The following is a 23,667-nucleotide window of genomic DNA, read 5'->3' as shown; positions in this document are numbered from 1 at the left end:
CGGCAGACCGCCGGTTGCAACCAGCCTCGTCCTGGACCTTCGGCGGTCAGGCCGCCCATCGCGTGATCGACGCGAGCGCTTCGGTCAACGGTGCGGGCTTCCCGAAATAGTAGCCCTGCGCCTGGTCGCAACCGTGGGCGCGCAACCAGTCCCGCTGCGCTTCGCATTCCACGCCCTCGGCGATGACCTGCAAACCCAGGCCGTGGCCGAGCGCGATCAGCGCGTTGCAGATCGCCGCGTTGCGCCGGTCGCGGTGCACGTCGGTGACGAAGGCGCGATCGATCTTGAGGAAATCCAGCGGCAGATTCTTGAGGTAGGCCATGCTCGAGAAGCCGGTTCCGAAATCGTCGATGGATATGCATACGCCTCCATCGCGCAGCTCCTGCATCGTCTCGCGTGCGGCTTCGGGCCAGCGCAATACCGCACTTTCTGTCAATTCCACCTGCAACGCGCCGCGCGGCAGTCCATGGGCCTTGCACAGGGCGCGTAGCGACTGCGGCAGGGATTCGGACAGGAACTGCACCGCCGACACGTTGACCGCGATGGCGACGTCGCCATAACCGTGCGCCGCCAGGCGGGTATGACTGCTCGCGGCCTCTTCCAGCACCCAGTCGCCGAGCGGCACGATCAATCCGGACTCCTCGCACAGCGGAATGAACTGCGGCGGAGGCACCAGCGTGCCGTCGGGCTGCCGCCAGCGCAGCAAGGCCTCGAGCGAGAGCACGCGGCCGTCGGCCAGCTTGCGGATCGGCTGGAAGAACAATTCGAACTCCCGGCGTTCCAGCGCCTGCCGCAGGCGTCCGGCCATGGCCAGGCGCTCGCTCGCCTTGGACGCCATCGCTGCGTCGAACTGCATGATCGCCACGCCCTCGCGCCGCGCCTGCAGGGCTGCCAGCGCCGCATTGCCGATCACCTGCTCGGCGCTCTCGCCGGCGCGTGGTCCGTCGGCAAGACCGACGCAGGCTTCCAGCGGATGGCTGCCGCTCTCGGTCTGCACCGGCGTTGCGGTCGCGCGCATCAGGCTGGCGAGCATTTCGTCGCGGCGCCGCGGGTCGACCGCCACGATCACGAACGATTCCCCCGGCAGATAAGCGGAATAGCCGTAGGCCTGCCCTACTTCGTCGAACCGTTCGGCCGCCGCGCGCAGGAGCGCTTCGCCAGTCCGGCGACCGAGCGTGGGTGCGACGAGTTCCAGGTCGCGCAGCTGCACATAGGCGATCGAATATCCGGCGTTGGCATCGGGCAGCGCATCGATGTGCTGGACCAGCGCCTCCACGTTGAGCATGCCCGTGGTGGTGTCGTGGGTCGCGCGCCAGGCCAGCTCGCGTTCGTAGGAGACGCGCTCGCTCACGTCCTCGGCCAGGACCAGCCGCGCCGGCCGGCCGGCAAACGTAATGCTGCTGCTGTGCACGCGCACTTCGAGGTGGCGACCCTCGCGGGTCTGATGGATCCAGATCCGATCGCTGTTGCCGAGGTCCGGAAGATCCCGCAGCGATGTACGCACCGCATCGGATTCGTCGCGGGGACGGATATCAAGGATGCTCATCGCGAGGAACTCTTCGCGCGAATAGCCGTAGTTGCGGATCGCCGCTTCGTTGACGGCCAGGAAACGCAGCGTCTGGGTATCGAAGACCCAGAACGGCAGCGGATTGCGTTCGAACAGTTCGCGGAACTGCGATTCGGCCTGTTCGATCCGGTCCGTGGCTTCGCGGCGGTCGGTGATGTCGACGATGGTGCCGGTCATCCGTTCGACGCCGCGCGCATCGGCGACCAGCGCGCCTCGATCCTTGATCCAGCGGATGCGGCCATCCGGAAGAACGACGCGAAATTCGGACTGGAACGGGACCCGTTGTTCGCTGGCCTCGACGAACTCCGCCCGGACCCGGTCGCGATCCTCCTCATGCATGCGTGCGAAGAATGGCTCAATCGAAAGCGGCCCGTCGCTGGGCTCGAAGCCGAACAGTTCCGCGGCCTGCGCCGACACACGGACGTTGCCCTCATCGGGTTCCAGTCGCCAAACGCCGGTGCGCGACGCATCCTGCGCCTGCCGCAGCCAGTCCGCGCTGGCGTGCAACTCGTCGAGCATCGCCTCGCGCGCATCCTCGGCCGCGGCCAGGCGGCGCACAAGAAACAGCAGCCCCAGCCAGTACAGCAGCGTGAACGCGGCCGCCCAGGCCAGATGTTCCAGCCACTGCGCGCGCGCTTCGCGCAGGCCGATGCCAGCCGCGACCACCACCGGATAGCCGCTGACCGCGCTGAAGGTGGCCATGCGCGCGACGCGATCCAGCTCGCTGAGCAGTTCGAAGGTCATGGTGCTGCCGACGCGCACCGCGGGCAAGGGCACGCGACGGCCAACGTGGGCCTGGGTCGTGCCACTACGCGCCAGCACCGTGCCGCGGGCATCCTGCACCGAAATGCTGCCGTCGCGCCCGATGCCCAGGCCGGTGATCATCCGCTGGATTTCGGATGTGCGCAGGCGCGCCACCAGCCACTCCCCGGTGCGCGTGCGCAGCGCGATGGGCAGCAACCAGTCATTGTCGCGTCCGCGCCGCAACGGACCCAGCAGCAAGGGGCGCGCTCCGCGCGGCGCAGTCGCCGCCCATTCCGGCAGCAACGGGTCCGGGGGGCCATCTGTCAGCGCGCGGCCCTGCGCGTCGTACAGCACCATGCTGTCCAGCTCCGGCTGCCGCAACAGCACGCCGCTGATCGTTCCGGCAAGCAAGTCCGGCGCCTGCGCGGGCGCGGCGCGGAAGAATTCCTCGGCATCGGCCACGACCCCCGCCATCGCGCGCTCGAGATTGCGCAGTTCGTACATGAGCAGGCGATCCGCGCTGGTCGCGGTCGCCAGGCTCTGGCGCCGCGCGCCGTCCATGCGCGATTCAAGGTCTTCGATCAGCAGCAATGACAGGCCGATCATCATCGTCAGACCCAGCAGCAGGCCCAACGTCCGCACCACCCGTACCGACCCCAACGACGGCGTGCCGGATTCTGACTGCATCGACCCCCCGTTCGCATGCATGCGCCTGGATTCGACCATAGCCGCAGCGTCCGATGCTCGCCGTGATAACGATGCGATTTTGTGATCGCCGGCACCGTCATCCGCCGGTTTCCGCGGGGCGGACGGCGGGGGTCAGCATGCCCGGGGCTCCGATGGGACGTTCAGCCCACACCGCTAAAGGCGATCGCCGGATCCCGCGGGGACTGCTCGCGCCGGCGGACCATGCCGCCCGGCCGACCCGGACGGTTTCCCATATCTGCCCTGAACGGGCCTGACCATGCGCGTTCGATTACGCGAACGGATCCTCCAGCACGATGTTGGCATCCCGATCCGGGCCGGTGCTGACGATGGCGAGCGGGCAGCCGGAGAGTTCTTCCAGTGCGCGCAGGTAGGCGCGGGCCGCAGGCGGCAATGCATCCCACTGGGTGATGCCGTGGGTGTTTTCCGTCCAGCCGGGGAACTCCAGGTAGACCGGCTCGCATTCTTCCCAGCCCTGCGCGTCCAGCGGTGCGTATTCGGTTTCCTTGCCGCGATAGCGATAGGCGATGCACATCTTCAGCTTGTCCATGCCATCGAGGATGTCGAGCTTGGTGATGCACAGGCCGCTGATGCCATTGATGGCCACGGCGCGCTTCAACGCGACCAGGTCGATCCATCCGCAGCGGCGCGGGCGGCCGGTGGTGGCGCCGTATTCCTGGCCGCGGTCGCGGATGCCCTGCCCGACTTCGTCGTCGAGTTCGGTCGGGAACGGGCCGCCGCCGACGCGGGTCGCATAGGCCTTGGCGATGCCCAGCACGTAATCGATCGCGTCCGCGCCCACGCCGGTGCCGGCCAGCGCACCGCCGACGGTGGTGTTGCTGCTGGTGACATAGGGATAGGTACCGTGGTCGATGTCCAGCAGCGAGCCCTGCGCGCCTTCGAACAGCACTTTTTTTCCCTGCTTGCGCAGCTCGTGGAGGATGCCGGCCACGTCGGACTTCATCGGCTCGACGTATTCGCCGAAGGCCAGCGCCTCGTCCAGCGTCTGCTGGTAGTCGACTGCGTCGGTGTCGAGATACTTGGTCAACACGAAGTTGTGGTAATCCAGCGCGGTGCGCAGCAGCTCGGCGAGCTGGTCGGGGTAATGCAGGTCGGCCACACGGATGCCGCGACGCGCCACCTTGTCTTCGTAGGCCGGGCCGATGCCGCGCCCGGTGGTGCCGATCGCCTTGCCGCCGGCGGCCCTTTCCCGCGCCTGATCCAGGGCGATGTGGTACGGCATGATGATCGGCGTGGCGGGACTGATCTTGAGCCGGCTGCGCACCTCGACACCGTTGGCTTCGAGTTCCTCGATCTCCTTGCGCAGCGCACCCGGGTGCAGCACCACGCCGTTGCCGATCAGGCACAGCGCGTCGGCGCGCAGGATGCCTGACGGGATCAGGTGCAGCACGGTCTTCCTGCCGCCGATCACCAGGGTGTGGCCGGCGTTGTGGCCGCCCTGGAAGCGCACCACCGCGCCGATTTCCTCGGTGAGCAGGTCGACGATCTTGCCCTTGCCCTCGTCGCCCCACTGGGCGCCCAACACCACGACCGACTGACCCATTACGCACTCCTGGAGACGGAAAAAGCCGGAGGGGCATCGGGCCCCGTCCGGCTTTTGTGCATTATCCGGGTTTCATGGCGCCAGGGCCACCCCGCGCGACCGCCTCGCGCTAGCCGCTCCGCACCAGGAACAGCGCCACCAGGCCGGCGATCAGGATCGCGCCGCCCACCGTGCGCAACTGCTGGTCGCCCATGACCAGCAGCTGCTCGACCGCGCGCTTCCACGCGCCGGGCATCGCGAACAGGAACAGGCCCTCGATGACCGCGACCAGGCACAGGGCCGACCAGAGATCGCTCATGCGGCGCTAGCGGTCGTTGCGCAGGTATTGCAGGAACGGATCGTCGCGCTCGAGCACGATCACCCCATTGCCGTCGGCGAACGACCGGCGGTAGGCCTGCAGGCTGCGCTGGAAGGCGAAGAAGGCGGGGTCGGCATTGGCGGCGTTGCCGTAGATCCGGGCCGCTGCGGCATCGCCCTCGCCGCGCAGCTTCTGCGCATCGCGCTCGGCGTCGGCCAGGATCACGGTCTTGTCGCGGTCGGCCCGGGCGCGGATGGTCTGAGCGGCTTCCTCGCCTTCGGCGCGCAGGCGACTGGCGACCTGCTGGCGCTGTGCGCGCATGCGGCTGTAGACGTCGCTGATGACCTTGCTGTCGGTCGGCAGATCGATCTGCTTGATTCGCAGGTCGACGATGCGCACGCCCATGGTCGCGGCGCCCCGGTTGATGCCTTCCAACTGCGGCCCGATCACCTCGGAGCGGTTGCCCGAGACCACCTGCGACAGGGTGCGCGCGTTGATCTCGTTGCGCAGCGAGTCCTTGATGATCGGCGCCAGACGCTGTGCAGCCACTTCCTCGTCGCCGCCGGTGGCCCGGTAGAACGCGCGTGCGTTCTCGATCCGGCCCACGGCGAAGAAGTCGACGCTCACGTCCTTGCGCTCGGAGGTGAGATAGCGCTCCGGCGCAGCGTCGAGCACCTGCAGGCGGCGATCGAAGATGCGCACCGACTCGATCAGCGGCGCCTTGAAATGCAGGCCCGGGCCGATGTCGCTGCGCACCACCCGACCCAGGTTGAGCACCATCGCGGTCTGGCCCTCGTTGACGATATAGAACGAGCCCATCAGCAACAGCAACGCGGCGACCGCGAGCGAAATCAGCAGGGAAGGTCTCATCGCACGTTCTCCTCGTCACGACCGGGGCGATCCGGCCGCGGCAGGTCGCTGGTGGCGTTGACGGCAGGCGAGAGCAGCTCCGGCGTCAACGCGGCCGGCGGCGCCGGCGGATTGCCTGCGGTCGAGCCGGACATCGGCACGTAGATGAGCTGGCGCCCATCGCCGCCGATGATCTTGCGATTGCGCGCAAGCACCTCCTCGACCGTCTCCAGCCACAGGCGCTTGCGGGTGACGTCGGGGGCGTTGCGCGCCTGTTCTACCAGCAAGCTGAAGCGCTGAGCATCGCCGGTGGCACGGGCGATCGCGGCGGTCTTGTAGCCGTCCGCGACGGTCCGGGTCCGGGCCGCCTCGCCGCGCGCCTCGGGCACGATCTTGGCGGCGTAGGCCTGGGCTTCGCTGGTGAGGCGGTCCTTGTCCTGCTGGGCGCTGTTGACGTCGTCGAAGGCGGGCTTCACTTCTTCGGGCGGTCGCGCATTGGGCAGGTTCAATTCGGTCACCACCAGGCCGGTGCGGTAGGCATCCAGCGACTGCTGCAGCTGGGTCCGCGCCAGCGCCGCCAGCGCGCCGCGCGCGCCGAGCACGGTGTCCAGGGTGGAGCGACCGACCTGCTCGCGCACCACGCTCAGCGCGGCCTGCTCCAGCACCTTGTCGCCATCGCGGCTGCCGAACAGGTAGCGCTGCGCATCGCTGACCCGGTACTGCACGTTGATCTCCACGCTGACGATGTTCTCGTCGCGGGTGAGCACCGGCACGGTCTCGCTGAAGGTCTTGATCTGGGTCGCGGCCACCTTGGTGACCGTCTCGATCGGCCAGGGCAACTTGAAATTGGGGCCGGGCTGCATGATCCGCGCGAACTGGCCGAAGCGCAGCACCACGCCGCGCTGCTGCTCGGTGACCAGCACGAAGCAGTTGAGCGCCAGCCACAACGCGAAGCCGATGGCGAGCCAGCGGCCGATGCCGCCGCCGCCGAAGACGCCGCGCAGCCGGTCGAGGATCTCGTCGAGCCCGCCGCCGCCACGATTGCCGCCGCCCGATGGTCGCCATGCCGGGCGCTTGCCGTCGCGTTTGCGCTGTTCGCCGCCGTTTTCCGAACCGGTACCGTCGCTGCCCTTACCGGGCGTGTTCCAGGCCATGCATGCTCCAGGGTGGCTGCGGCGCCCGCGGGCGCGGCTGATCGATTCTACAGGGATGGTTCCGCAGCCCCGGCGGCCAGCAATGGCCGAAGCGGTGCGCCATCGGCCTGCGAGGCCAGACGCGCCGCATCGGCCAGGGCCAGGTCGATACGCAGGTTCCAGCCACCGGCGCCTTCCGGACCTTCGTGATGGGATTCGTCGCGCACCGCTGCAAGCGCGTGCAGGCGCGCGCGCAGGCGCCCGGCTTCGGGCGGAAGATGGACGTCGCCCTGCACCCGGCGGGCGCCGATCATGCCGCCCACGGCCTCACGCAGCAGATCCAGCCCCAGCGACTCGCGCGCCGAGACCCAGACGCGCTGGCGGCCATCGTTGGGGATGTCGCGCCGCGGCCGGATGCCGGTTTTCATCTGGGGCAATTGGCCTGGCCCGGCGCTCGCCAGACCGCCAGGATCATCGAGGCCGGGTAGTTCGGTTCGCCCGTTCCCAGGCCCCGACGGGGCGGTGGGCTCGACCTGGCCGACGTCCCCGCTGCCGGCGTGGGGGGCCGCGGCGATCTTGTCGATCTTGTTGTAAACCAGCAATTGCGGGATGTCCCCGGCGCCGATCTCGTGCAGCACCGCGTCGACCTGGGCGATGCGCTCCTCGCGCAGCGGATCGGCAGCGTCGATCACGTGCAGCAGCAGGTCGGCGTCGCGCGCTTCGCTCAGGGTCGAACGGAAGGCGGCGACCAGTTCGTGCGGCAGATCGCGCACGAAGCCAACCGTGTCGGCGAGCACCACCGCCCCGCTCGCCACCTCGAGCCGGCGCACGGTGGGGTCCAGCGTGGCGAACAGGCGGTCGTCGGCGTAGGCCTCGGCCCCGGTGAGCGCGTTGAACAGGGTCGACTTGCCCGCATTGGTATAGCCCACCAGCGCGACGCGCGGCAGTTCGCTGCGAACGCGGGCGCGGCGCATCTGGGTGCGCTGGACCTCGACCTTGTCGAGGCGCTTCTGCAATTGCTCGACCCGCTTCTGCAGCAGGCGGCGGTCCGTCTCCAGCTGGGTTTCGCCAGGGCCGCGCAAGCCGATCGAACCGCCGCGCTGGCGCTCGAGGTGGGTCCAGCCGCGCACCAGGCGCGTGGCCATGTGCCGCAGCTGGGCCAGCTCGACCTGGAGCTTGCCCTCGGCGCTGTGCGCACGCTGGGCGAAGATGTCGAGGATCAGGCCGGTGCGATCCACGACCCGGCGTTCGAGCAGCTTCTCGAGATTGCGCTCCTGGCCAGGCGTGAGCGGATGGTTGATCAGGATGAGATCTGCACCGGTGGCGTCGGCGGCCGTCTTGATCTCGTCGAGCTTGCCGCTGCCGAGCAGGGTGGCCGGATTCGGGCGGTCGATGCGAGCGGGTAGCACGTGCGCGATGGTGGCGCCGGCCGAGCGCGCCAGATCGACGAACTCCTCCAGCAGGCCATCGTCCGGCGGGCCGCCGGCGTGGGGCTGGATGAGGAGCGCATGCTCGCCCTTGCGGGACCGTTCAAACAACTGGGTGGGCATGGGCGTTGGCGGGCTGCGTCATGCCGCGAAGATGGAGGCGGCGCTGGCCTGCTTCAACCGCGCCACGCATATCGCCCGGCTCAGGGGTCGCTTCGGACTGCCTTGGGCCGGCCCGGACCCGCACCGCCGGTGTCGGGGGCGAATGGCTCTCGGGTCGCGGGCGACGAGCATGCCGGGGCGTGCCCGCGGGACCTACTCCGCTTCGTCGCCGCCCTCGCCTGCGCTCTCGCCGGCCGCGACCTGTCCGCCGCCCGGACCGACACGTACGTTGCGTGCGGGCACGACGGTGGAAATGGCGTGCTTGTAGACCATCTGGCTGACGGTATTGCGCAACAGGACCACGAACTGGTCGAAGGATTCGATCGTGCCCTGCAGCTTGATGCCGTTGACCAGGTAGATCGATACGGGCACGCGCTCGCGGCGCAAGGCGTTCAGGAAAGGATCCTGCAAAGACTGCCCCTTGGACATTAGGTTTTCCCCAGCTTGGATTTTATTATTCCGGCCGGGTCGTTGCGCCCGGTCCGCATCGCCAGACCCGCTCCCCGCGGCGGCAACTGGCCGATGGTACACAAGATGGACCGCGGCAGCGCGGCACGCGCCGGCACTGCGTGTTCAGCTTGCGACGCCGTGCTCCTTCTCATGCCCGGTCCGGCCGGGACAATCGGCTGTCATCCTGACCCCGACCAGCTGGCGACGTGACCAGGCCTGCCCGCGGCTCACGCCGCCCGCGGACCTCCTCCACTCGCAGGGCCAGCCGTCGGCAAGAACGCATGCACCGCGGCATGGAGTCGGGCGGCGTCCAGGACCGGGTCGAAAATCAGCGCATCCAGCTGGCCGCGCAGCCAGGTGAGCTGGCGCTTGGCCAGCTGGCGGGTCGCGAAGATGGCGCGGTCGCGGAATTCGTCCACCGAGGTCGCGCCATCCAGGTACTCCCACGCCTGTCGATAACCGACCGCGCGCAGCGCGGGCAGTTCGAGCGGTGCAGGATGCGACTGGAGTTGCGGAACGGCGCGCAGCGCACGCACCTCATCGAGGAACCCGGCTTCGAGCATCGCATCGAAGCGGCGCTCGATCCGCTGATGCAGCACCGCCCGATCGGCGGGGGCCAGCACCAGTTTCAGCACGCGCAGGGGCAGGCCGGTCCGCAGCGCCGCGTCGCGCTGCCAGACGCTGATCGGTATGCCGGTCAGGCGGAACACTTCCAGCGCACGCTGGATCCGCTGGGCGTCGGTCGTATGGATGCGCGCGGCGGCGGCAGGATCGACCTGGGCCAGCTCCGCATGCAACGACGTCCATCCGCGCACGCGGGCATCGGCCACGATCCGCGCACGCAGCTCCGGATCGGCATCGGGCATCGGCGCCAGTCCACGCAACAACGCATGGAAGTACAGTCCGGTGCCGCCGGCGAGGATCGGCAACTTTCCGCGATCGCAGATGCCCGCGATCGCAGCACGCGCCTCGGCTGCGAATTCGGCCGCCGAATACGGCTGCCACGCCTCACGCACATCGATCAGGTGGTGCGGAATGCCGCGGCGTTCCTCGGCGGTCGGTTTCGCGGCGCCGATATCGAGACCCCGATACACCAGCGCCGAATCGACACTGACGATTTCCCCACCCAGGCGTTCGGCCAGCTCCAGCGCGAAGGCGGTCTTGCCTGACGCGGTCGGACCCATGATGGCGATGGCGGAGGCACGGCTGTCGGCGGGCACACCGGCAATCATTCGTCGGGCCAGCGGATGTCCGGTCTGGACGCCACCCGCGGCATCGGCACTCCGGCGACGGCCGTCCACACCTTCAGCGCATCGACGGTGGCGGCGACGTCGTGCACGCGCAGCAGGCGCGCTCCCCGTTGCGCGGCGATCAGCGCGGCGGCGACGGATCCGTGGATACGCTCGCGCGGGTCGTCCCGGCCAGTCAGATCGCCGATGGTCTTCTTGCGCGACAAGCCTGCGAGCACGGGGACTCCGAGTTCGGTGAACCGTTCGAGCTGCGCGAGCAGCTGCAGGTTGTGCGCGCGGGTCTTGCCGAAGCCGAATCCGGGATCGACCACGATCCGCTTCTTCGGGATGCCGGCCATCTCGCAGGCGAAGATGCGCTCGGCCAGGAAGCGGTGCACCTCACCGACCACGTCGTCGTATCCGGGCGCATCCTGCATCGAACGCGGCTCGCCGAGCATGTGCATGAGCACGACCGGCACGCCGAGCGTGGCGGCCATGTCGAGCGCGCCTTCGCGGCGCAATGCGTAAACGTCGTTGATCATGCCGGCACCGGCGTCGACCGCGGCGCGCATCACCTCCGGTTTGGAGGTGTCGATGCTGATCGGCAGCGCGGTTTGATCCGCGAGCTGTTCGATCACCGGGATCACGCGGCGCAGCTCTTCCTCCAGCGACACGTCCTCCGCGCCCGGGCGCGTCGACTCCCCGCCCACGTCCAGCGCGTCCGCGCCCTCCTCCGCCAATCGCAATCCATGCGCGACCGCCGCCTCGACCGTGGAGTGCAGTCCGCCGTCGGAGAACGAATCGGGGGTGACGTTGACGATGCCGATCACCCGTGTCTGGTCGAGGACAAGTACGCGTCCGGCACAGTCGAGTTGCGGGGTGGTATTGAACATCGGGAGCCGTTGGCTGGGTCGGACTGCCATTGTAGGAGCGCCTCCGAGCCCCGTCCGCGCCGCGACATCAATCCTGTCGCAACGCCTTCCGAGCCGCCGCAGCGGCCCTGGACATCGACCCGGATTGGACGAATCGAATCGTCGGCCCCCTGGCGCGTCCCGTGGGGCGCTCCCACGGAAAAACGGCGCCTGCTGGCGCCGTTTTTCGAACCGCGGATCGGGGTTCTCAGGTCTGCGCGGCAGGCCCGCCGATGGTGATCGGCTTGGGCTCCTCGCGCGCCGGGCCGCCCTTGCTCCAGCCCATCGGCGGCGGCGGGTCGCGGTTTTCCATGATCGCGTCGATCTGCGGCACGTCGATGGTCTCGTATTCGAGCAGCAGCTTGGCCATCGCGTGCAGCTTGTCGAGGTTCTCGGTAAGGATGGCGCGGGTGCGGCTGTAGGCCTTGTCCAAGATGCCGCGCACCACATCGTCGATCTTGCGCGCGGTGTCGTCCGAGACGTTCTTGTGCTGGGTCACCGAGCGGCCCAGGAACACCTCGTCCTCTTCCTCGCCGTAGGTGATCGGCCCAAGCTCGGACAGGCCCCATTTGGTGACCATGTTGCGCGCCATCTTGGTCGCGCGCTCGATGTCGTTGCTGGCCCCGGTGGTGACCTTGTCGTCGCCGAAGATCAGCTCCTCGGCCACGCGGCCGCCGTACAGCGAGCACAGCTGCGATTCGATCGCGGTGCGGTTGTAGCTGTACTTGTCGCCCTCGGGCAGGTACATGGTCACGCCCAGCGCGCGGCCACGCGGAATGATCGTGACCTTGTAGACCGGGTCGTGCTCGGGCACCAGGCGGCCCACGATCGCATGGCCCGCCTCGTGGTAGGCGGTGAGGGTCTTTTCCTGCTCGCTCATCGCCATGGAGCGGCGCTCGGCGCCCATCATGATCTTGTCGCGCGCCTTGTCGAAGTGCTCCATCCGCACTTCCCGGGCGCTCTCGCGCGCCGCGAACAGCGCAGCCTCGTTGACCAGATTGGCCAGGTCCGCGCCCGAGAAGCCAGGCGTACCGCGCGCAACCACCATCGGCTCGACGTCGTCGGCCAGCGGCACCTTGCGCATATGCACCTTGAGGATCTGCTCGCGACCCTTCACGTCGGGAAGGCCGACCACGACCTGACGGTCGAAGCGGCCCGGACGCAGCAGCGCGGGATCGAGCACGTCGGGGCGGTTGGTCGCCGCGATCACGATCACGCCTTCGCCGCCCTCGAAACCGTCCATCTCCACCAGCAGCTGATTGAGGGTCTGCTCGCGCTCGTCGTGGCCGCCGCCCAGGCCGGCGCCGCGATGGCGGCCGACCGCGTCGATCTCGTCAATGAAGATGATGCACGGCGCGTGCTTCTTGGCCTGTTCGAACATGTCGCGCACGCGACTGGCGCCCACGCCCACGAACATCTCGACGAAGTCGGAGCCGGAAATGCTGAAGAACGGCACCTTGGCTTCGCCGGCGATCGCCTTGGCCAGCAGCGTCTTGCCCGTGCCCGGAGGACCGACCATCAGCACGCCGCGAGGGATCTTGCCGCCGAGCTTCTGGAACTTGGTCGGGTCGCGCAGGAACTCGACCAGTTCCTGGACTTCTTCCTTGGCCTCGTCGCAACCGGCGACGTCGGCGAAGGTGGCCTTGGTCTGGTCTTCATTGAGCAGCTTGGCGCGGGAACGGCCGAAGGACATCGCACCCTTGCTGCCGCCCTGCTGCATCTGGCGCATGAAGTAGATCCAGATGCCGATGAACAGCAGCATCGGCAGGAAGTTCAGCACCACGCTCCAGAACAGCGAGCGCCCCGACGATGTCGGCGCCGCCTTGATCTCGACCTTGTGGTTGATCAGGTCGTCCATCATCCGCTCGTCGCGGCGCGGCGCGATGGTGGACCCCTGGCTGCCGTCCTTGCGCTCGAAGGTGATGGTCTTCTCGTCCTCGGCGATGTCGACCTTCTTGATCCTGTCGTCGCGCACGCTCTGGATGAACTCGGAGTACTGGACCTCGGTGCTCGCCGCACCGGCCAGTTTCGGGCTGAAGCTCTGGAACACCACCATCAGCACGACGGCGACGACCACCCACAGCATCAAGTTCTTGACCAAGTCGTTCATCCTGTTATTTCACACCGTTTACTGCAGGGGCTCATTGTCCGCGGGCCATCACCCGTCCACCGGGGTCCGTCCACCTTACTTCATCTGCCTCAGCTTGCCCTGGGCCAGCGCATACACCTCCGCAGAGCGCTTGCGCGAGGCGGCAGGCTTGCGGATCGCGACTTTGGCATAGCGCCGCCGCAGCTCCCGCACGTAATCGTCGAATCCGACGCCCTGGAACAGCTTGATCAGGAACGTCCCATCGGGCCGCAGATGGCGATCGGCGAAGTCCATCGCCAGCTCCGCCAGATGCATCACCCGCGGCTGGTCGACCGCGTCCATACCACTCTTATTGGGGGCCATGTCGGACAGGACAAGGTCGACCGGTTTTCCATCAAGACGGGCTTCAAGCTGTGATAGGACGGCATCTTCCCTGAAATCGCCATGAAGGAACTCCACGCCGGCCAGGCTGGGCATGTCGAGGATGTCCAGGGCGATCACCCGGCCCGGCCTGGCCGGCGCCATGCGCTCGAGTTCCTGGCGCACCCATTGCGACCAGCCGCCGGGAGCCGCGCCGAGGTCCACCACGACCATGCCCGGCTTCAGCAGCTGGTCGCGCGCCACCAGTTCCTCCAGCTTGTAGGCAGCGCGCGAACGCATGCCTTCGGCCTGCGCCTTCTTCACGAAGGGATCGGAAAAGTGTTCCTTCAGCCAGCGCTGGCTGGATTTGCTGCGGGAAGCCATGAGGCGGTTGGCCCTGGGAGGCGGCGGCCGGGCCGGGTGGAAGGCCCCGGCATGATACGCTAAGCGCCCGTTTTTCCTGCGATTTTGCTGCATGTCCACCGAGCTGACCGCCGCCCAGACCCGCTTCCTGCGCGGCCAGGCCCATGGCCTGAAGGCCATCCTCCAGGTGGGCGGCAAGGGCATCACCGATGCCCTGCTGGCCGAAATCGACGGCGCACTCGAGCATCACGAGCTGATCAAGATCAAGGTGGCCGGCGAGGACCGTGACGCCCGCGACGCGATGATCGGAACCATCGCCGACCGCGCTGGTGCGGCATTGGTACAGCGGATCGGGCATACCGCGATCCTCTACCGGCCTTCCCGGGACCGGCGCCAGATCGTGCTGCCACGGGCCTAAGGCCCGGATCTGGCGGGAACCGGCCGGGAACCCATCGAAAGTCCCGGGTCATTTGCCCAAGCCACGGTTCATTCAGCCAACCACAACCATCTCCGCTCCGATGCAGCTGCACCTCGAACGTCCCGACTACGAATACTTCCTGCGCGGCGCCGACGGCCGCCACGCCCTGGTCAACGATCGCCGGCTCGAAACCAGCTTCGTGATCGCGCCGGACCGGCTGATCGGCAACTGGCCGGTGCGCGACGTGACCGCGATGGTCCCGGGCGACCTGGAACCGCTGCTGGCGCTGCAGCCCGAACTGGTCGTGCTCGGAAGCGGCGCCACCCAGCAGTTCCCGCCGCCGGAGGTGCTGGCCGCCTGCCTGTCGCGCGGGATCGGGCTGGAAACCATGACCAATGCAGCCGCCGCGCGCACCTTCAATGTGCTGGCGAGCGAGGGACGGCGGGTTGTGGCTGGGTTCGTGATCACGGGCTGATCGGCCACCGCCGACCCGCGCCCCGTTGCGCGGCTCTGCCCCGGCGGAAGAAAGATTGGGTCAGCGGCGAGGCAGGTACTGCAGCGGATCGACCGGCTTGCCGTTGTAGCGAATCTCGAAATGCAGCATGTCGCGCGCAGCGCCGGTGCGTCCCATTTCGGCGATCTGCTGGCCGGCCTTGACCAGTTGCCCCTCGTTGACCAGGCGGGCGCGATTGTGGCCGTACGCGGACAGCCACTGCTCGTTGTGCTTGATGATGATCAGCTCGCCATAGCCCACCAGGCCCGATCCCGAGTACACGATCACGCCATCGGCTGCGGCACGTACGGCCTGACCGGCGGTGCCGGCCACGTCGAGCCCCTGTTTGGTCGGATCGCCGGACACGAAACGGGCGATGAGTTGGCCATCGGTCGGCCAGCGCCAGCCGAAATCCGCCTTCGCGGGGGCGTAGACGGGCGCTGGCGCGGATGCGGGCGGGCGCGAGGGTGCGGGCACGGGGCTGCGCGCTGCCGGTGGACGCGAGACCACGGTTCTGGGATAGCTCGGTCCACCCGGATAGAGTTTCAACCGCTGGCCGGGATGGATGATGTACGGCGCCGGGATGTTGTTCCACAGCGCCAGGTCGAGCGCGGTGATGCCGTTGTTGGTTGCGATGCGGTACACGGTCTCGCCACGCTGCACGACATGGGTGGCGCCATACCTGGGCTTGGACACCCGCACCGGCGGACCCGATCGCTGGTAGCCGCCGCCGGGGCCTCGCACCACGCGGCTGCTGCCGCATGCCGCAACGATGGCGCAGATCGCGATCAGTCCCGCGGCTTGCAGCCAGATCGGCACGCCCGCGCCGCGCCGCGCGCGCGCGATATCCTGCCTTGGAAATGCCGCGCTTGGTTCCTGCACGAATCAACCACCTGTCAGACGCTGGAGAACTTCACGGACGGCGAGACCTCCGCCTCCGATGAGGATACCGAAGTAGATGATGGTGAGGATGTTGGCCGCGTGACCGAGCACGATCGCCACGCCGTCGCGCTGGATCAGGCCGATGCCATAGAACAACAGCGCGACGCCGGGCAGCGTGTTGCTGAAGGGCACGAACCCGAACGGCGCCATCAGCAGCAGTGCAGCGAGGATGAACGCGAGGTTGTTGAACAGGTTCGCCACCCGGCCGTCGACCAGGCCGGCGAGCCGGTGCGGCCTGCTGATGCGCTCCAGGCGACGGACCCATGACATGCCGCCAGTCAGCGCCGGTCGCAGTTTCGCCGCCGGCAACGCCTTTTCGCGCAGCTTGCGCGGCAGCCACAGCGGACGACCCACGAGGCGGCTGACGCCGATCAGCAGGATCGCACCGCCGAACACCGTGCTCACGCCCGGGATCGACACCGGGATCAGGAACACGATCGTCAGCAGGATGGTGAGCAGCAGCAGGCCTTCGTCGCCGAACACGTCGAGGAGCTCGCCCAGAGTGAGCGAATCCTCGGGCAGCTGTTCGATGATCGATGCGAGCTGCTCGCCCAGCGCGGCGTTGCGTGCAGCGGTTTCATGCGATTGGGTCATGCGCCGGATCCGATGGCGGTGGCATTCACGGGGTCAGTCCACCATGCCCGACAGCAGCGGCACGAACACGACCTGGGCGAGCACGGTTTCGGTGATATTGCCCTCGGCGTCCTTGCGCAGCTGCAGCAGCGATTGCGCGCCGGAGCCGCCGACCGGCGCCACCAGCGTTCCGCCGGGCGCAAGCTGTGCCTTGAGCGCGTCGACCAGCGCAGGCGCCCCGGCGGTGACCACGATCGCATCGTAGGGACCGTTCTCGGGCCAGCCGATGCGGCCGTCGTCGTGCTTGCTGCGGATGTTCAGGCCCAGCGAACGGAAACGCTTGCGCGCGGTCCGCAGCAGGTCACCGATCCGCTCGACCGTGTAGACCTGCAGGCCGAGCGCGGCCAGGACCACGGCCTGATAACCGGACCCGGTCCCGACCTCGAGCACCTTGGGTGCACTGGACGGCTCCGGCTGCGTGGCGAAGGCCGAATGCGGCTGCAACGCCGGGGCGTGCAGCAGCGACGGATCGATGCCTTCGAGCACCGCCTCGGTCATCTTCGCCACCACCCACGGCTGGGAGATGGTCTGCCCGTGGCCGATCGGCAGGGCGTTGTCCTCGTAGGCGCGTGCAGCGAGGGCCTCGTCGACGAACAGGTGGCGCGGCACGGTGCGGATCGCGTTGAGCACGCGTTCGTCGCGGATCCCGCCACCGGGATGCGAACCGGCGCGCAGGCGCTCGATCAGCCGGTCGCGCACGCGCTGCGAGGTCATGCCCATCCCGATCGCCTCGGGCTTCAATCGCAGCCCGGCGCTCATGCGACGTCCTTCAGGGCCGTCGCGAGGCCGTCCACCCAGCTGGCGACCTGTTCAAGGGCCTGGAAGCGGGTCAGGTCGACGTGGATCGGCGTGATCGAGATATAGCCGCTGCGCACGGCGTGGAAATCGGTGCCGGGTCCGGCGTCCTGCTCGGCGCCGGCTGCGCCGACCCACCACCAGGTGCGCCCGCGCGGATCCTGTTGCTGCACGCACGGCTCTGCACGATGGCGGTTGCCCAGCCGGGTCACTTCGAAGCCGCGCACCTCGTCCCATGGCAGGTCGGGCACGTTCACGTTGAGGATCGTATCGGCAGGCAGCGGATCGGTCATCAGCCGTGCGACCAGTTCGACCGCAGCACGCGCGGCGGTGGCGTAGTGCTTGCCATCGTGGTCCACGGCGTTGAGCGACATCGCGATCGCCGGCAGGCCGAGGAAACGCCCCTCCATCGCCGCAGCGACGGTACCCGAATAGATGACGTCGTCGCCGAGGTTGGCGGTGTTGTTGATACCCGACACCACGATGTCGGGCTCGGCGTCCAGCATGCCGGTGATCGCCACATGCACGCAGTCGGTGGGCGTGCCATGCACACGCCAGGTGTTGTCGTCGATCCGCGCCACCCGCACCGGCGCATCGAGGGTCAGCGAATTGCTGGCGCCGGAACGGTCCCGGTCTGGCGCGACGATCAGGACTTCATGCCCCGCCCCGCGCAACCCTTCGGCGAGGGCGCGGATGCCGGGGGCGTCTACGCCGTCGTCGTTGCTGACCAGTACGCGCATGGAACCGTCGTCGTGCCTCGCTTGCGTGAGCGCAGTCATCATAACGGAAGCGCGCCGGATGCCGGTTACACCGCTGCCCGGCATTGGTTCGCGCTAGGCTTGCGTCATGGGCAGACAGCGCCGGCCACCAACGGGGTCTGACGCACCGGACCGGGGCGAACCGGGCCTTGGCGAAGCGGACGACGCATCGCTGTTCCGCGACGCGATCGGACCGGTGCGCAGGCTCGCCGAAGCGCCGGCACCACCCACAAAGCCGCGACCCAAGCCGTCCAGGCGAATGGCCGAGCTGGATGATGCAAGCGCGCGCAGCGAATTCGCGCGCCTGCTCGCGCACGACCTGATCGAAGCAGGCGATGCCCTCGCCTACCGTCGCGACGAGGTGCCGGCGCGGGTGCTGCAGCGCCTGCGCAACGGGCTGTATGCGGTCCAGGACGAACTCGATCTGCACGGCCATGACAGCGCGGGCGCCGAACGCCTGCTGCGCGAATTCCTGCGCGAGGCCGTGCATGGCGGAACCGGCTGCATCCGGATCGTGCATGGCAAAGGCCTGGGTTCGGGCAACGGCGTGCCGGTGCTCAAGAATCTGGTCGACCGCGTGCTACGCCAGCGCGCGGACGTGCTGGCCTTCCATTCCGCGCCGCCCGCACAGGGCGGAACCGGCGCAGTGCTGGTACTGCTCCGGCGCGCGAGGCGCTGAGCCTCCGTAACCGGGGCGACGCGCGCACGAAGAACGTGTGCGCTTCGACAGCGACGTCACGGCAGGTGCGATCGTCCTGGCCTGCGTGGCTGCGACCGTCTCAGCCTTGTCCTGCGGCATGCGCGCCGAGTTCGTCCAACACCGCGGTGGCGTAGCTGCCCGCCGGCAGTCCGAACGAGAGTTGCAGGGTGCGCGCATCCGGCCATGACCAGACCAGTGCATCCTGTCGCAGCCGCGTGGCGCGCCGTTCCTGGCGCAGACCGGCCTGTTCCAGGCCTGCGCGCAACCGCATCGACTGCGGGTCGCCCAGGGCAGCGAGTTCGAGCACCCGGGCCATGCCCGCGCTGCGCAGGCTGCCGCTGCCCCAGAGCGGGCCGCTGGGATGGATATCGAATTCCGCCAGACGCTGGGCGAGCGCTTCGCTCCAGGGCTCGGGGCCGAACACGCTGCGGCTGCCGTCCAGCACCCAAACCTCGCCCTCGAGCGGCGCATCCCAGCTGCCGCTGCGCACGCGTTCGGCCAGGACCCGGTTGAACAGTTCCGAACGTGCCGCGGAGAGCAGCAGCGAGCGTTCCTCGCGCTTGACCCGGCGTCCGCCGAACATCGCGATCGCCTTGTCCAGGTTGCCGCCATCGCGGCCGAAGCGCTGCTCACCGAAGTAGTTGGGCACGCCACGTGCGCCGATGGCGCGCAAGCGTGCCTCGATGGCAGCTGGGTCGCCCTGCACCTCGCGCAAGATCAGGGCGAAGCGGTTTCCGGCCAGCGCACCGCGCGGAAGCTTGCGCGAATGCCAGGTCGCGTCGAGTACGCGCAGCGCCTGCCCCGACCCCGTTCCGGATTCATCTGAGCCGAGCGCCTCGATCCGCGGCGCGAGCTTCTTCGGCAGGTGCACGCTGAAGCGCTGGCGGGTCAGCGCATGTCGGTCCTTCAGGCCCGCATAGCCGATCGCGGATTCCGGCACGCCCGCCCACTGCGCGATGCACCTGGCCGCGAACGCGGTGTTCATGCCGCGCTTCTCCACCGTCAACAGCAGATGCTCGCCGCTGCCGCTGGCCACGAAGGCGTCGATTTCCTCGACCACGAAGTCTTCCGGCACCGTGCGGATGCTCGCAGCGAGCACCGGGGAACCGTGCGCGCGCGGCAGACCTTCGCCCGTTGCACTCACGCGGGTATGAGCAGGCACACGGCCTGGGCGGCGATGCCCTCGCCACGGCCCGTGAAGCCGAGACGTTCGGTAGTGGTGGCCTTGATGCTGACGGCGTCCACATCCACTTCCAGCACGTCGGCCAGCAGCACCCGCATCGCATCGGCGTGCGGGCCAACCTTGGGGCGCTCGCACAGCACGGTCACGTCGGCATTGCCGACCCGCCAGCCGCGTTCGCGCAGCAGCGCATAGCAATGGCGCAGGAAGGTGCGGCTGTCGGCGTTCTTCCAGCGCGGATCCGACGGCGGGAAATGCCTGCCGATATCGCCCATCGCCAGTGCACCCAGCATCGCATCGCACAGGGCGTGGATGACCACGTCGCCGTCGCTATGCGCGACCACCCCGCGGTCGTGCGGCACGCGTATGCCGCCGAGCATGACGTGATCGCCCTCGCCGAAGGCGTGGACGTCGAAGCCCTGGCCGATGCGGATGGACATTGGAGGATCCTCGATACGCGTTGCGTCATTGTAGGAGCGCCACGCCACGATCAGGTTTCCGTTGCGGCTGCTTCCAGGCCGCCGTAGCGGCCCGTGGGACGCGCATGCCCTGGGCCGTTCGCCATTTGCCGCCAAAGCCGCGGCGCGGTCGCGCCTGGAGGACGCCCCTACATCCGTTCTAGCAGGAACTCGACATAGGCCAGGTCGGCCGGCGTGGTGACCTTGAGATTGTCCTCGCTGCCTTCGACCAGCAGCGGCCGGTGGCCCTGCCGCTCCATCGCCATGGCCTCGTCGGTGACCGGCGCTCCCTCATCGCGGGCGGCTTCCAGCGCGCGGGCAAGCTGCAGGCGACGGAACAGCTGCGGGGTGAGCGCGCGCCACAGGCGTTCGCGCGGTTCGGTGCAGTCGATGCCGCCGTCGTCGCCGGCGCGCTTGAGGGTATCGCGCACCGGTGCGGCCAGGATCGCGCCCACCGGGTCGTTGCGTCCACGTTCGAGCAGCGCATCCAGGTCGGTCGCGCGCAGCACCGGCCTGGCGGCGTCGTGCACCAGCACGAAATCGTCCGCGCGCACTTCGTCCGGCAAGGCCGCCAGGCCGGCCAGCACCGAATCGGCGCGCGCATCGCCGCCATGACAGGTCAGGATCGGCTTGCCGGCGAAGGAACCCCAGCCGGGCCAACGCTCGTCGTCCGCTGCCAGCACCATCACGGCCCCGGCCACCCCCGGATGCGCCAGCAAGGCCTTGAGCGTGTGCGCAAGCAGCGGCTGTCCGAGCACGTGCGCGTATTGCTTGGGTACGTCGCCGCCGAAACGGCTGCCGCGTCCGGCGGCGGGGATGATCACCCACGTCACGTCAGGCCTCCGGTCATGGTGGCGCGCCGGCTTCTGGGACGGGTGCCGGCGCGGCCTTGGCTTCGTCGACCACCCGGTAGAACGTCTCGCCCGGCCGGATCATGCCCAGCTCGCTGCGCGCGCGCTCCTCGATCGCGGCCTCGCCGGACTTGAGGTCCTTCACTTCCGCAGCGAGCACGTCGTTGCGCTGCTTCAGACCGGTATTGTCGTAGGCCTGCTGGGTGACCTGATGCTGCAGCGCGTCGACTTCGTGTCGCCCACCCTTGCCGAACCACAGCCGGTACTGCAGCCACGCGAGCAACACCGCGAGCACCAGCAGCAGGGTCGACAGTCTGCGCACGCGCGCGAGTTCAGGACTTCAGCGACACGAACGCGTTGCGTCCCGCATAGCGCGCGTCCGCGCCGAGCGCCTGCTCGATGCGCAGCAGCTGGTTGTACTTGGCCACGCGGTCGCTGCGGCACAGCGAACCGGTCTTGATCTGGGTGGCCGTGGTGGCCACGGCGATGTCGGCGATGGTGGTGTCCTCGGTCTCGCCCGAGCGGTGCGAGACGATGGCAGCGTAGTTCGCGGCATCGGCCATGGCGATGGCTTCCAGCGTCTCGGTCAGGGTGCCGATCTGGTTGACCTTGATCAGGATCGCGTTGGCGACGCCGCGCTCGATGCCTTCCTTGAAGATGCGCGGGTTGGTGACGAACAGGTCGTCGCCCACCAGCTGGACCTTGCCAGCCAGGCGGTCGGTGAGCAGCTTCCAGCCGGCCCAGTCGTCCTCGGCCATGCCGTCCTCGATCGTGACGATCGGGTACTGGCGGCACCAGTCGGCGAGGAAGTCGGTGAACTGCTCGCTGGTGAGACGCTTGTTCTCGCCCACCAGGTGGTACTTGCCGTTGTCGAAGAACTCGCTGGATGCGACGTCCAGGCCTAGCAGCACGTCTTCGCCGGCGGCGTAACCGGCCTTGCCGATCGCCTCGAGAATGGTGTCCAGGGCCTCGGCATTGCTGCGCAGGTCGGGCGCGAAGCCGCCTTCGTCGCCGACCGCGGTGGACAGGCCGCGGCCCTTGAGCACCGACTTGAGCGCGTGGAAGATCTCGGTACCCGCGCGCAGCGCTTCGGCGAACGACGCCGCACCCACCGGCAGGACCATGAATTCCTGCAAATCGACGTTGTTGTCGGCATGCGCGCCGCCGTTGATGATGTTCATCATCGGCACCGGCAGGCTGGGCTTCCAACCGGCGGGGTGCTCGCTGATGTCGCCCAGGTGGCGCCACAGGGGCACCTTCTTGGAAGCGGCCACCGCGTGCGCATTGGCCAGCGACACGCCAAGCAATGCGTTGGCGCCCAGCCGACCCTTGTTCTCGGTGCCGTCGAGGTCGATCAGGCGCTTGTCCAGCGCGATCTGGTCGGTGGCATCGAAGCCGTGCAGCGCCTGGGCGATGCCGGTGTTGACGTTCTCCACCGCCTTGCGCACGCCCTTCCCGCCGTAGCGGGTCTTGTCACCGTCGCGCAATTCCACGGCTTCCTTGGTGCCGGTCGAAGCCCCCGAGGGCACCATGGCGCGGCCGAAGCTGCCGTCGGCGAGCGTGACTTCGGCTTCAAGCGTGGGATTACCGCGGCTGTCGAGGATTTCGCGGGCGTGGATCTTGGCGATCTTGGTCATGGATTGGGGGCTGTCTCTTAGGTGTAAGGGTCAGACTGTAGTTTCGAGGAAGCCGGAACGCTTGGTGACGCGGTCGAGTTCCAGCATCGTTTCGAGCAATGCGCGCATCTTCGGCAGCGGCCACGCATTCGGGCCGTCGCTAAGCGCTTCTTCCGGCCTGGGATGGGTTTCCATGAACACGCCGGCCACGCCGACCGCGACCGCCGCGCGCGCCAGCACTGGCACGAATTCGCGCTGGCCGCCGCTGGTAGTGCCCTGCCCGCCCGGCAGCTGCACCGAATGGGTGGCGTCGAACACCACCGGGCAACCGGTCTCGCGCATCACGCTGAGCGAACGCATGTCGCTGACCAGGTTGTTGTAGCCGAAGCTGGCGCCGCGCTCGCACACCAGGATGTCCTGGTTGCCGGTCGCCTTGGCCTTCTCCACCACCGGTTTCATGTCCCAGGGCGAGAGGAACTGACCCTTCTTGATGTTCACCGGCTTGCCGGCCGCGCACACCCTGGTGATGAAGTCGGTCTGGCGCACCAGGAACGCCGGCGTCTGCAGCACGTCGACGACGGAAGCGACTTCGTCCATCGGCGTGTACTCGTGCACGTCGGTCAGCACCGGCACGCCGATCTGGCGCTTCACCTCACCCAGCACGCGCAGTCCTTCTTCCATGCCGGGGCCGCGGAAGCTCTTGCCGGAGGTGCGGTTGGCCTTGTCGAAGCTGGACTTGAAGATGAAATGGATGCCGAGCGCGGAGGTGATTTCCTTGAGCTGGCCGGCAACGTCCAGCTGCAGCTGTTCGGATTCGACCACGCAGGGGCCTGCGATCAGGAAGAACGGTTGGTCGAGACCGACTTCGAACCCGCACAGGTTCATCTTGCTGCTCCTGTAGGAGCGGGGGGGGGGGGGGGCGGGGGGGGGGGGGGGGGCGGGGGCCGGCCGGCAGCGGGCCGCCGCAACCAC

General features: G+C 68.3%; 24 protein-coding genes. 3 read left to right on the top strand and 21 right to left on the bottom strand.

The window, feature by feature from the left end; all coding sequences use genetic code 11:
* Window positions 1–46: 46 nt before the first annotated feature.
* The 11 genes from MC375_RS09915 to rlmE all read right to left on the bottom strand — a co-directional run bounded on the left by MC375_RS09915 (window position 47) and on the right by rlmE (window position 13,872).
* Window positions 47–2,998: an EAL domain-containing protein gene (locus tag MC375_RS09915; protein ID WP_242103214.1), complete on the bottom strand. Its 2,952-nt coding sequence runs from the start codon at window positions 2,996–2,998 to the stop codon at window positions 47–49.
* A 289-nt stretch (window positions 2,999–3,287) separates the two neighbouring features.
* On the bottom strand, window positions 3,288–4,580 hold the full coding sequence (locus MC375_RS09910; protein ID WP_242103212.1) for an adenylosuccinate synthase: 1,293 nt from the start codon (window positions 4,578–4,580) through the stop codon (window positions 3,288–3,290).
* Between the two features lie 109 nt (window positions 4,581–4,689).
* Window positions 4,690–4,878, bottom strand: a complete 189-nt coding sequence (locus tag MC375_RS09905) for a DUF2065 family protein (protein ID WP_242103211.1) — start codon at window positions 4,876–4,878, stop codon at window positions 4,690–4,692.
* 6 nt (window positions 4,879–4,884) lie between these two features.
* A complete protein-coding gene (gene hflC / locus MC375_RS09900) occupies window positions 4,885–5,748 on the bottom strand; it encodes a protease modulator HflC (RefSeq protein ID WP_242103209.1) in 864 nt (287 codons plus the stop codon).
* Window positions 5,745–6,881 carry an FtsH protease activity modulator HflK gene (gene hflK / locus MC375_RS09895; protein ID WP_345779276.1) on the bottom strand — a complete coding sequence of 379 codons (1,137 nt, stop codon included), beginning with the start codon at window positions 6,879–6,881 and terminating at the stop codon, window positions 5,745–5,747. Before hflK ends, hflC begins: the two co-directional genes overlap by 4 nt.
* Window positions 6,882–6,928: 47 nt before the next feature.
* The gene (gene hflX, locus MC375_RS09890; RefSeq protein WP_345779280.1) at window positions 6,929–8,398 is read right to left on the bottom strand and encodes a ribosome rescue GTPase HflX; all 1,470 of its coding nucleotides are present in this window, start codon (window positions 8,396–8,398) and stop codon (window positions 6,929–6,931) included.
* Between the two features lie 204 nt (window positions 8,399–8,602).
* A complete protein-coding gene (gene hfq / locus MC375_RS09885) occupies window positions 8,603–8,878 on the bottom strand; it encodes an RNA chaperone Hfq (protein WP_242103208.1) in 276 nt (91 codons plus the stop codon).
* 248 nt (window positions 8,879–9,126) lie between these two features.
* Entirely contained in the window at window positions 9,127–10,131 is a 1,005-nt protein-coding gene (gene miaA, locus MC375_RS09880; RefSeq protein ID WP_242103206.1) for a tRNA (adenosine(37)-N6)-dimethylallyltransferase MiaA, read from the bottom strand.
* The gene (gene folP, locus MC375_RS09875) at window positions 10,128–11,021 is read right to left on the bottom strand and encodes a dihydropteroate synthase (protein ID WP_242103204.1); all 894 of its coding nucleotides are present in this window, start codon (window positions 11,019–11,021) and stop codon (window positions 10,128–10,130) included. Before folP ends, miaA begins: the two co-directional genes overlap by 4 nt.
* A 226-nt stretch (window positions 11,022–11,247) precedes the next feature.
* On the bottom strand, window positions 11,248–13,149 hold the full coding sequence (gene ftsH, locus MC375_RS09870; RefSeq protein ID WP_242103203.1) for an ATP-dependent zinc metalloprotease FtsH: 1,902 nt from the start codon (window positions 13,147–13,149) through the stop codon (window positions 11,248–11,250).
* 75 nt (window positions 13,150–13,224) lie between these two features.
* Window positions 13,225–13,872 (bottom strand): 23S rRNA (uridine(2552)-2'-O)-methyltransferase RlmE, encoded by a 648-nt coding sequence (rlmE, locus tag MC375_RS09865; RefSeq protein ID WP_242103371.1) that lies wholly within the window; start codon window positions 13,870–13,872, stop codon window positions 13,225–13,227.
* A gap of 91 nt (window positions 13,873–13,963) precedes the next feature.
* Between rlmE and yhbY the strand changes: the two genes are divergently transcribed.
* Together yhbY and MC375_RS09855 are read left to right on the top strand one after the other, a co-directional pair.
* A complete protein-coding gene (yhbY, locus tag MC375_RS09860) occupies window positions 13,964–14,269 on the top strand; it encodes a ribosome assembly RNA-binding protein YhbY (RefSeq protein ID WP_242103202.1) in 306 nt (101 codons plus the stop codon).
* Between the two features lie 100 nt (window positions 14,270–14,369).
* Window positions 14,370–14,744: an Mth938-like domain-containing protein gene (locus MC375_RS09855; RefSeq protein ID WP_242103201.1), complete on the top strand. Its 375-nt coding sequence runs from the start codon at window positions 14,370–14,372 to the stop codon at window positions 14,742–14,744.
* A gap of 60 nt (window positions 14,745–14,804) precedes the next feature.
* On the opposite strand, the gene MC375_RS09850 is transcribed toward MC375_RS09855, so the two are convergent.
* From MC375_RS09850 to surE, 4 genes are all read right to left on the bottom strand, one after another.
* Window positions 14,805–15,581 (bottom strand): peptidoglycan DD-metalloendopeptidase family protein, encoded by a 777-nt coding sequence (locus MC375_RS09850; protein WP_242103370.1) that lies wholly within the window; start codon window positions 15,579–15,581, stop codon window positions 14,805–14,807.
* 66 nt (window positions 15,582–15,647) lie between these two features.
* Entirely contained in the window at window positions 15,648–16,298 is a 651-nt protein-coding gene (locus tag MC375_RS09845; protein WP_242103200.1) for an exopolysaccharide biosynthesis protein, read from the bottom strand.
* 33 nt (window positions 16,299–16,331) lie between these two features.
* On the bottom strand, window positions 16,332–17,096 hold the full coding sequence (locus MC375_RS09840; protein WP_242103198.1) for a methyltransferase domain-containing protein: 765 nt from the start codon (window positions 17,094–17,096) through the stop codon (window positions 16,332–16,334).
* Window positions 17,093–17,872, bottom strand: coding sequence for a 5'/3'-nucleotidase SurE (surE, locus tag MC375_RS09835; protein WP_242103197.1), 780 nt, complete (start codon window positions 17,870–17,872; stop codon window positions 17,093–17,095). The genes MC375_RS09840 and surE overlap by 4 nt, the downstream gene beginning before the upstream one ends.
* A gap of 106 nt (window positions 17,873–17,978) precedes the next feature.
* Between surE and MC375_RS09830 the strand changes: the two genes are divergently transcribed.
* Complete coding sequence (locus MC375_RS09830) at window positions 17,979–18,569, top strand: Smr/MutS family protein (RefSeq protein ID WP_242103195.1); 591 nt, start codon at window positions 17,979–17,981, stop codon at window positions 18,567–18,569.
* A gap of 100 nt (window positions 18,570–18,669) precedes the next feature.
* Here the strand turns inward: MC375_RS09830 and truD are convergent, their stop codons facing one another.
* The 6 genes from truD to kdsA form a co-directional block, all read right to left on the bottom strand.
* The gene (gene truD, locus MC375_RS09825; protein WP_242103194.1) at window positions 18,670–19,734 is read right to left on the bottom strand and encodes a tRNA pseudouridine(13) synthase TruD; all 1,065 of its coding nucleotides are present in this window, start codon (window positions 19,732–19,734) and stop codon (window positions 18,670–18,672) included.
* Complete coding sequence (gene ispF / locus MC375_RS09820) at window positions 19,731–20,210, bottom strand: 2-C-methyl-D-erythritol 2,4-cyclodiphosphate synthase (RefSeq protein WP_242103193.1); 480 nt, start codon at window positions 20,208–20,210, stop codon at window positions 19,731–19,733. The genes truD and ispF overlap by 4 nt, the downstream gene beginning before the upstream one ends.
* Before the next feature lie 167 nt (window positions 20,211–20,377).
* Entirely contained in the window at window positions 20,378–21,061 is a 684-nt protein-coding gene (gene ispD / locus MC375_RS09815) for a 2-C-methyl-D-erythritol 4-phosphate cytidylyltransferase (RefSeq protein WP_242103192.1), read from the bottom strand.
* A 13-nt stretch (window positions 21,062–21,074) separates the two neighbouring features.
* Window positions 21,075–21,374, bottom strand: coding sequence for a cell division protein FtsB (gene ftsB, locus MC375_RS09810; protein WP_345779279.1), 300 nt, complete (start codon window positions 21,372–21,374; stop codon window positions 21,075–21,077).
* Window positions 21,375–21,411: 37 nt separating this feature from the next.
* Window positions 21,412–22,716, bottom strand: a complete 1,305-nt coding sequence (gene eno, locus MC375_RS09805) for a phosphopyruvate hydratase (RefSeq protein WP_242103190.1) — start codon at window positions 22,714–22,716, stop codon at window positions 21,412–21,414.
* A 30-nt stretch (window positions 22,717–22,746) separates the two neighbouring features.
* A complete protein-coding gene (gene kdsA, locus MC375_RS09800; protein WP_242103189.1) occupies window positions 22,747–23,580 on the bottom strand; it encodes a 3-deoxy-8-phosphooctulonate synthase in 834 nt (277 codons plus the stop codon).
* Window positions 23,581–23,667: the final 87 nt, after the last annotated feature.

The organism is Lysobacter sp. M2-1 (genome assembly GCF_022662495.1).
Lineage (GTDB): Bacteria > Pseudomonadota > Gammaproteobacteria > Xanthomonadales > Xanthomonadaceae > JAKPBU01.
The sequence above is the reverse complement of the archived record's forward strand: the minus strand, read 5'-3'. Positions and strand labels throughout refer to the sequence as shown.